We start from the raw sequence: 7,385 nt of genomic DNA, 5'->3' as shown, positions 1-7,385 counted from the left end.
TCCATGAAGGGCAGCACCAACGGACCGTACATTGGATCTCCCGAATCGGCGCCAAGCAGGGATTTATTAAAGACGATGGCATAGTAATCAACGTCCATATTGTTGACTGCATAGCCCGTATGCAGCTCGCCAGAATGGACAAACAGCAGATCGCCTGGTGATGTCTCGTTGGAGGTGCCTCCGATGTCAAAGACAGCGCTCCCTTTGACAAAATAGATGATCTCCATATGTTCATGCCAGTGAGGATACAATACGCGCTCGCCGGAGCTAAGGTTGTGAAAGACGTTAACCTGAAAATGTTTGCCAGGCATGCGGGTATTTTCTTTTAATTCCTTCAGAGCAGTCATAATAACTTCACTCCTAACAGCACAAAATTGTGCAAGTTTTTCACACGATTCTACGTAGCGCATTTTACGGAAATTCAACTATTCTTAGTATATCCCAGATGTTTCTGCAGGGCTATAAGCTTTGTAAGGATATATTTCTACTAAGGAGACCACTAAAATGGAACAAATGAGAATCGGTACGCTCGTTCAAGGGAATACGGCAGTCAAAGTGATTCCGCAAATTGTGAAGCATGGCTTCGAGAGCTTCCAGCTTTCGTTTTGGCAAACGACAGGAACGACGGATTTAAAAGAAACTGCTGCGCAAATTCGTGACATGATGCTGCAATACGGTACAGTCATTTCGAGTATATCGATTTTTGGCAATCCGCTAACTGGAAGTGGAAACAATGCGGACACGTTGGCTAGTTGGGAACGTCTGATTGATTGTGCGCGGGATTTTGGTGCGGATATGGTGACTGGCTTCACGGGAAGACTTACGGATCAACCAATCCCCGATTCCATACCAAGATTCAAGGAAGTGTTCGGTGAGCTGGCCCGTCGTGCAGAGGCAAATGGCATAAAATTAGCATTTGAGAACTGCCCCATGAACGGGAACTGGCATAAAGGGGATTGGAACATAGCCCATAATCCCACTTCTTGGGAGATGATGTTTGATGCGCTGCCTTTTGATCATATCGGACTTGAATGGGAGCCTACGCATCAAATGACACAGCTCATCGAGCCGATTCCACAACTGCGTAAGTGGGTCAATAAGATTTTTCATGTTCACGGGAAGGACGCTACGATTGCATGGGATGTGATCAAAGAGCATGGTATTGGAGGCAATCACCCTTATGTATGGCACCGGACACCTGGCTTTGGCGATACCAACTGGACGGATATTATATCCATTTTACGATTATCTGGGTATAGAAGTACGATTGATATTGAAGGATGGCATGATCCTGTATATCGCGATGAGTTGGAGATGACGGGGCAAGTTCATGCTCTTAATTATTTAAAAACATGTCGAGGTGGAACGTTTGTTCCGAATCCCATCATTTAATAAGAAAACAGGAGGGTAGAGTCATGGGCACTATGTATAAAATAGTTCAGGCCGGCTGCGGCGGTATGGCAAATAAGTGGATTCAATATGCACTAGAACGTGACGATGCTGAAATAGTAGCGTTTGTTGATTTGTACGAATCAGCAGCGCAAAAAATGAATGAAACTTATGGGCTGACTATACCTTGGTACGCAAGTGTGGAAGAGGCGATTAGAGAAACCAATGCTAATTTGGTTTTTGATGTGACGATTCCTTCAGCGCATACCAAGATTGCATTGGAGGCGCTCCATGGCGGCTGCCATCTGATGAGTGAAAAACCGATGGCAGCCTCAATGGAAGAGGCGAAACAACTGGCTCAATTGGCAGCGTCGTTGCCAGAACTGAACTATAGCATCATGCAGAACCGACGTTATTTGAAAGATATTCGCGCGCTGCGCGAGTTAATTGACTCCGGTACGATTGGCAAACCAAATTTTGTGACAGCGGAGTTTTTTATCGGTGCGCATTTTGGCGGGTTCCGGGATGCGATGGAAAGTCCGCTTATCTTGGATATGGCCATTCATACGTTCGATCAGTCGCGCTTTCTCATCGGGGCTAACCCCGTCTCTGTCTATTGCCACGAGTTTAATCCAGAGGGCTCCTGGTATGCCGGCAATGCCGCGGCCGTTTGCATTTTTGAATTTGATAACGGTGCAGTCTTTACATATAACGGATCATGGTGTTCGGAAGGCATTCGTACCTCATGGGAAGCAGAATGGCGTATTGCTGGCAGTAAAGGAACAGCCAGTTGGAAGGAGGGAGCTCCGTACGCAGAAGTTGTGGCGCCGGGGCAAGATACCAAATTCTTATATGAATATAATCGTATCGATGCTCCTTATGTTTGGGAAGGACGGGAAGGACATGACGGGTGCTTGGATGAAATGTTCCAAGCGATTCAAGATCGACGTCCGGCAGAGACGAGTTATACCGATAATATTTACAGCACCGCAATGGTTTTTGGTGCGATACAAAGCGCTAGGGAGCAGCGAAAAGTTATACTGCAGCAGTCATAATTACAATGAAGAGCCGCCCTGGTGAGGGGAGGCTCTTTTAACGTACTAATGAAATGAGATCAATTCGTGCAAGCAGATTGAGCTAACTGGGAAAAAATATTTGCCTATTGTATTTCATAATGGAGAGCCTCGCCCTTATCCAGTGCAAAGTTATTTTATTCAGTATAGTAACTGTCGTTATTGCAGTTTCTTTTTTTATAGATGAAAGCTATAAAGACCAATCAAGACTTTCATGGATGATGGTTACAATGTGTGAAAAAATGCAAAAAAGGACTACTCTCAGTAGGTGTCGGTTTTATAATTTTTACCCTTTCTAATATATAGAGCAGATCGCTATAGCAATTAAGTTAATAAGTAATACATCGCCAAACTGTTGAACTAACAAAAGAACGATAGTTGAATACTACAGGGGCTGCTATGAAGCAGCTTCTTTATTTTTTATAAAGCTGGGTAGATTTACATAGCTTCGTGTCCACAATGTCAAAAAATTCGATAATACGGGTGAAGATTTGGAGGATTTGATCTCGATCGGAACAATCGGATTGATCAAAGCCATCGAGTCGTTTTCCCCGAACAAAGGGACAAAGCTGGCAACGTTTGCAGCTCGTTGTATCGAGAACGAAATACTTATGCATCTTCGCTCGCTGAAGAAAACACGTAAAGATGTGTCCTTGCATGATCCCATCGGAACGGACAAAGAGGGAAATGAAATTACGCTCATTGACATTCCCGGTACGGAAGCTGACGATGTCGTGGATAAGGTGCAGCTGAAGATAGAGAAAAGTAAAATATATCGGAATTTAGAGATACTGGATGATCGCGAGAAGGAAGTCGTCGTCGGGCGGTTCGGGTTGGAGCTTGGCGGGGAAGAGCGGACGCAGCGTGAGATTGCGAAGGAGCTGGGAATCAGTCGCAGCTATGTATCACGGATTGAGAAGCGGGCGCTGATGAAGCTGTATCATGAATTTTATAAGGCGAAGCGATAAGGTCGGTCAGTTGGAGGAGTCGCATACTTCATTTATTTGGTTTCAGATAATGGAGGCGAAGGGAATGGCCTTAATCCAGATTGAGCATATGAGTAAGAATTATGTAATGGGTGGAGAAACAATTCGGGCGTTGGACAATATATCCTTACGGATTGATCATGGCGAGTTCGTGGCGATCATGGGGCCGTCAGGTTCTGGTAAATCGACGCTGATGAACATTCTGGGCTGCTTGGATGTTGCAGAACGCGGGGACTAAGATACTGGAAAAGTGGTTGCCAAACCATCGGCGGCCACTTTTTTTCTTGGTTTATACTTAGTTTATCAATATCCTAAATATAGGAAGAATAGAAATGATAGGGTTTAGTGTAGGCGTAGTACAAAAAAGGAAATTCATTAATCGTGATAAATACACCGCGTTTTTTTTATTTTTATGGGATTAAGTAAAACTTAGAAATCCATACTTACCTAATTCTCTTTTATACTGAATATGAATCGACAAAAACCGATCGATTAGAACAAGAAGAATCTATTAGATATATGTGTGAACTATATGTAGGGCACACATGGTCACCCGAGAGATTTCAATGCTTGCTTTTGATATAGCCTATGATTTCAGGACTGCTATGAAGGAGAAAAAGGTCGGATTAGGGAGGAAAATATATCCATAAATAGGATTGACAAATATTCCCTCCAGTTTTAAAATTTGTATCAAGGTACTTTGTTAGTCATCTTAACTATCAAAGGGGGTGAGTAAAGTGCTTGGACGCGGTCAAACTGGAAATACCAAGTTAGTTAAACAAATGAATCGACATGTACTTATAAGTCGACTTAGGGAAAATAAGCGAGTATCTCGGGCAGATTTGGCTAAGCTTACTGAATTAAGTCGACCATGTGTGTCCTCTCTAGTGGATGAAATGATACGAGAAGGCCTCATCAACGAGGTCGGCATTGGTGAATCCAAAGGAGGAAGAAAACCGATTTTACTTGAGTACAATTTTAAAGCTAAAGGTGTGATTGGCGCTGTATTTGAGGGTAGCACCCTCCATATGTCCATAGCAGATCTTAGCGGTGAATTGCTCTATAATTACGAGACCCGTTTATCCCAGCCGACCAATGGGGAGACGGCGATTCGCGCGCTGGAAGTTGGTGTGAATACCCTTCTGAAGCAAAGCGGATTTGAGAAAGACCGTCTTCTAGGGATTGGGATCGGACTTCCGGGAATCACGCAACGCACGGACGGAACGATTAGTTATGCGCCAAGCACAGGTTGGATGGGGCTACCTGTTCAGCAAGAAATGGAAGAAAGATTGAACATTCCGGTTTTTATCGATAATGATGTTAATTTAATGACGATTGGTGAGTTTCATCAGGGGATTGGCTTTGGTGTTCGTAATCAAGTTCATATGTATGTAGGTACAGGAATCGGTGCAGGAATTATTATTGACGGTCAATTTTATCGAGGCTTTCGTGAAGCTGCTGGCGAGATCGGCTATATGATGATTGGGCCTGTCGGACGAACCCGACGCGGTGAATACGGCGTATTCGAAAGAAATTATTCGGTTTCTGGCATCATCGAAAAAGCAAGGCTGATTCTGACAGGCTGGAACGAAGATACGAGTGTAATTACCGAACTTATGAGGCAATCGGAGGCCGGAAATCGTAAAGCGGAGCAGTTTTTGGAAGACATTTACGTTCACTGGGCACATGGCATGGTCAATATGATTAGTGTGCTGGATCCAGAGTTGTTAATTATTAACGGAGAAATGGTCAACATTGGCGAACAGGGGATAAAGAAGTTAAATGGGCTACTAGCTGAATGGGTTCCCTTCGTACCACCTGTCAAAGTTGCAGCTTTAGGTATTAAAGCAGGAATTATTGGAGCCATTCAAATTGTCTTGGAAACCCTTTCATAAACATACATAACGGATCACCAAAAAAAATTTACTGGAGGAATTTAAACAATGAGAATGATAAAGGGGAACGTATCGAAATGGGTTACCGGCATGCTTCTTTGCACCGTTATGACAGCGGTTACAGCGTGTGGGAGCGCGACTCCTAGCGGTGGGCAAGCAACCAATCAGACAGATAAACCGGCAGAATCAGTTAAACCTGCAGAAGCTCCAAAGTCCACAGAAAAGCAAAAGCTCGTCATTTACACGGCTAGAGATAAAAACGTTGTGGATGAGATTATTCCAAAGTTTAAAGAGAAAAATCCAAATGTTGATGTTGAAGTGCTTACTATGGGCGCTCAGCAGATCATGGAACGTGTCCGTGGAGAGAAGGCTAATCCGCAATCCGATTTCTGGTGGGGTGGAACCCAGTCCTCACTCATGACAGCGGCAGATGAAGGACTCCTCGAAAGCTTCAAACCTAGCTTCGGCGACAGCATACCAGCGCTCTATAAGGATGCGAAGGACCGCTGGTACGGCGAAATGCTGCTTCCTGAGGTTATTATGTATAACTCTAAAGCGCTGAAAAAGGAAGATGCTCCTCAGGATTGGGATGACCTGCTTGATGCTAAATACAAAGGAAAGATCATCATTCGCGGTGTTCTTGCTTCCGGTACGATGAGAACAATTTACTCAGCAATGGTGTTTAAAGAAGGTGGAGCTACAGATCCGAAGAAAGGCTATGAATGGCTGAAAAAGCTGGATGCGAATACGAAAGAATATGCACAGGATCCTACAAACTTATATTTGAAGCTGGCGCGTGAAGAAGGAACTCTGTCTCTTTGGAACATGCAGGATATCATGATTCAGAAGGAATTGCAGAAACAGCCATTTGACTTTATTTATCCGAAAAGCGGTGCGCCGATTCTGGTAGACGGTGTAGGTATTGTTAAAGGTGCAAAAAACATGGACGCAGCCAAGAAGTTTTATGAGTTCCTATTTGACTCCAAGTTGCGAGTGGAATTAGCCGAGAAACTATTCCAAATTCCTACCAGAACGGATATCAGCAAAGATACGCTTCCAGCTTGGTTGAAGGGCGTTGAATTAAAGCCTATGCAATTGGATTGGACAGTTATGGCGAACAAGGAAAAAGACTGGATGCAGTACTGGGATGAAAACATCAGAGGTAAAGGCGGCAAATAAGTAGAATTGGATGGCGGAGGATCCCCTCCGCCACGATTACAACAAGGGAGGTAGCCTGCTTGATTGATGTGGCTTTGGAACAGGTAAGCAAAGAGTTCGGCAAAGTGAAAGGTGTCCAAAATGTAGATATCAGAATCAAGCCAGGAGAGTTTTTCACTTTTCTTGGTCCGAGCGGATGCGGGAAAACAACGACGCTTCGGATGATTGCCGGATTCTATTATCCGAGCGCAGGACGCATTGTCTTCGGGCATGAAGATGTTACGGTTCTGCCTCCGAATAAACGTAATACGGGGATGGTATTTCAAAACTATGCGCTTTTCCCGCATTTGACTGTATTTGAAAATGTAGCGTTCGGCCTGGAGGTTAGAAAAAAGTCTAAAGCGGAAATCACCGAGAAGGTAGAGCGAGCCTTAGGACAGGTGCATCTGGGTGATTTCGGACATAGACGAATTGACCAATTGTCAGGCGGACAGCAGCAGCGTGTTGCTCTTGCAAGAGCCCTCGTGATTGAACCCAAAATATTACTATTGGATGAACCCTTGTCCAATCTAGACGCTAAGCTTAGAGAAGAAACACGCTTAGAGATTAAGCGTCTGCAGATTGAGCTTGGAATAACTACGATCTATGTGACGCATGATCAAGCGGAAGCGATGTCGATGTCAGACCGCATTATGGTCATGCAGGGCGGTGTCGTCCAGCAAATCGGGACACCCGAGGAAGTATATCACCGCCCGGTTAATCGGTTCGTAGCTTCGTTCATCGGTGAGTCGAATTTGTGGGAAGGCGTTATTGAAGAGATCCGTGGGGAGGAAGTCAAAATCCGAGTTGCCCCTGACCTCGTGCTAACGGCTTTAGCCCGTAAT

Annotated in this window: 7 protein-coding genes and 1 pseudogene; 7 read left to right on the top strand and 1 reads right to left on the bottom strand. The window is 44.5% G+C overall.

The features are described 5' to 3' along the window. The coding region (locus tag AC1DUA_RS15390; RefSeq protein ID WP_477500604.1) for an AraC family ligand binding domain-containing protein at window positions 1-347 on the bottom strand (347 nt) is incomplete at its 3' end. A 157-nt stretch (window positions 348-504) separates the two neighbouring features. On the opposite strand from AC1DUA_RS15390, the gene AC1DUA_RS15385 reads away from it, so the two are divergent. The 7 genes and pseudogenes from AC1DUA_RS15385 to AC1DUA_RS15355 all read left to right on the top strand — a co-directional run. Further along, window positions 505-1,392: a sugar phosphate isomerase/epimerase family protein gene (locus AC1DUA_RS15385; protein WP_477500603.1), complete on the top strand. Its 888-nt coding sequence runs from the start codon at window positions 505-507 to the stop codon at window positions 1,390-1,392. Between the two features lie 23 nt (window positions 1,393-1,415). Then, window positions 1,416-2,444: a Gfo/Idh/MocA family protein gene (locus AC1DUA_RS15380; RefSeq protein WP_477500602.1), complete on the top strand. Its 1,029-nt coding sequence runs from the start codon at window positions 1,416-1,418 to the stop codon at window positions 2,442-2,444. A gap of 464 nt (window positions 2,445-2,908) precedes the next feature. Beyond that, window positions 2,909-3,430 (top strand): annotated as a pseudogene (gene sigK, locus AC1DUA_RS15375) (RNA polymerase sporulation sigma factor SigK); the annotation flags it as partial. Window positions 3,431-3,494: 64 nt separating this feature from the next. After that, entirely contained in the window at window positions 3,495-3,686 is a 192-nt protein-coding gene (locus AC1DUA_RS15370) for an ATP-binding cassette domain-containing protein (RefSeq protein ID WP_477500601.1), read from the top strand. Between the two features lie 499 nt (window positions 3,687-4,185). Continuing rightward, entirely contained in the window at window positions 4,186-5,343 is a 1,158-nt protein-coding gene (locus AC1DUA_RS15365; RefSeq protein ID WP_477500600.1) for an ROK family protein, read from the top strand. A 48-nt stretch (window positions 5,344-5,391) separates the two neighbouring features. Next, the gene (locus AC1DUA_RS15360; RefSeq protein ID WP_477500599.1) at window positions 5,392-6,522 is read left to right on the top strand and encodes an extracellular solute-binding protein; all 1,131 of its coding nucleotides are present in this window, start codon (window positions 5,392-5,394) and stop codon (window positions 6,520-6,522) included. A 59-nt stretch (window positions 6,523-6,581) separates the two neighbouring features. After that, a partial coding sequence (locus AC1DUA_RS15355) for an ABC transporter ATP-binding protein (protein ID WP_477500598.1) occupies window positions 6,582-7,385 on the top strand: 804 nt, incomplete at its 3' end.

The organism is Paenibacillus sp. 01T422 (assembly GCF_056398785.1).
Note: the sequence above shows the minus strand (reverse complement) of the source record. Positions and strands in the feature narration are given on the sequence as shown.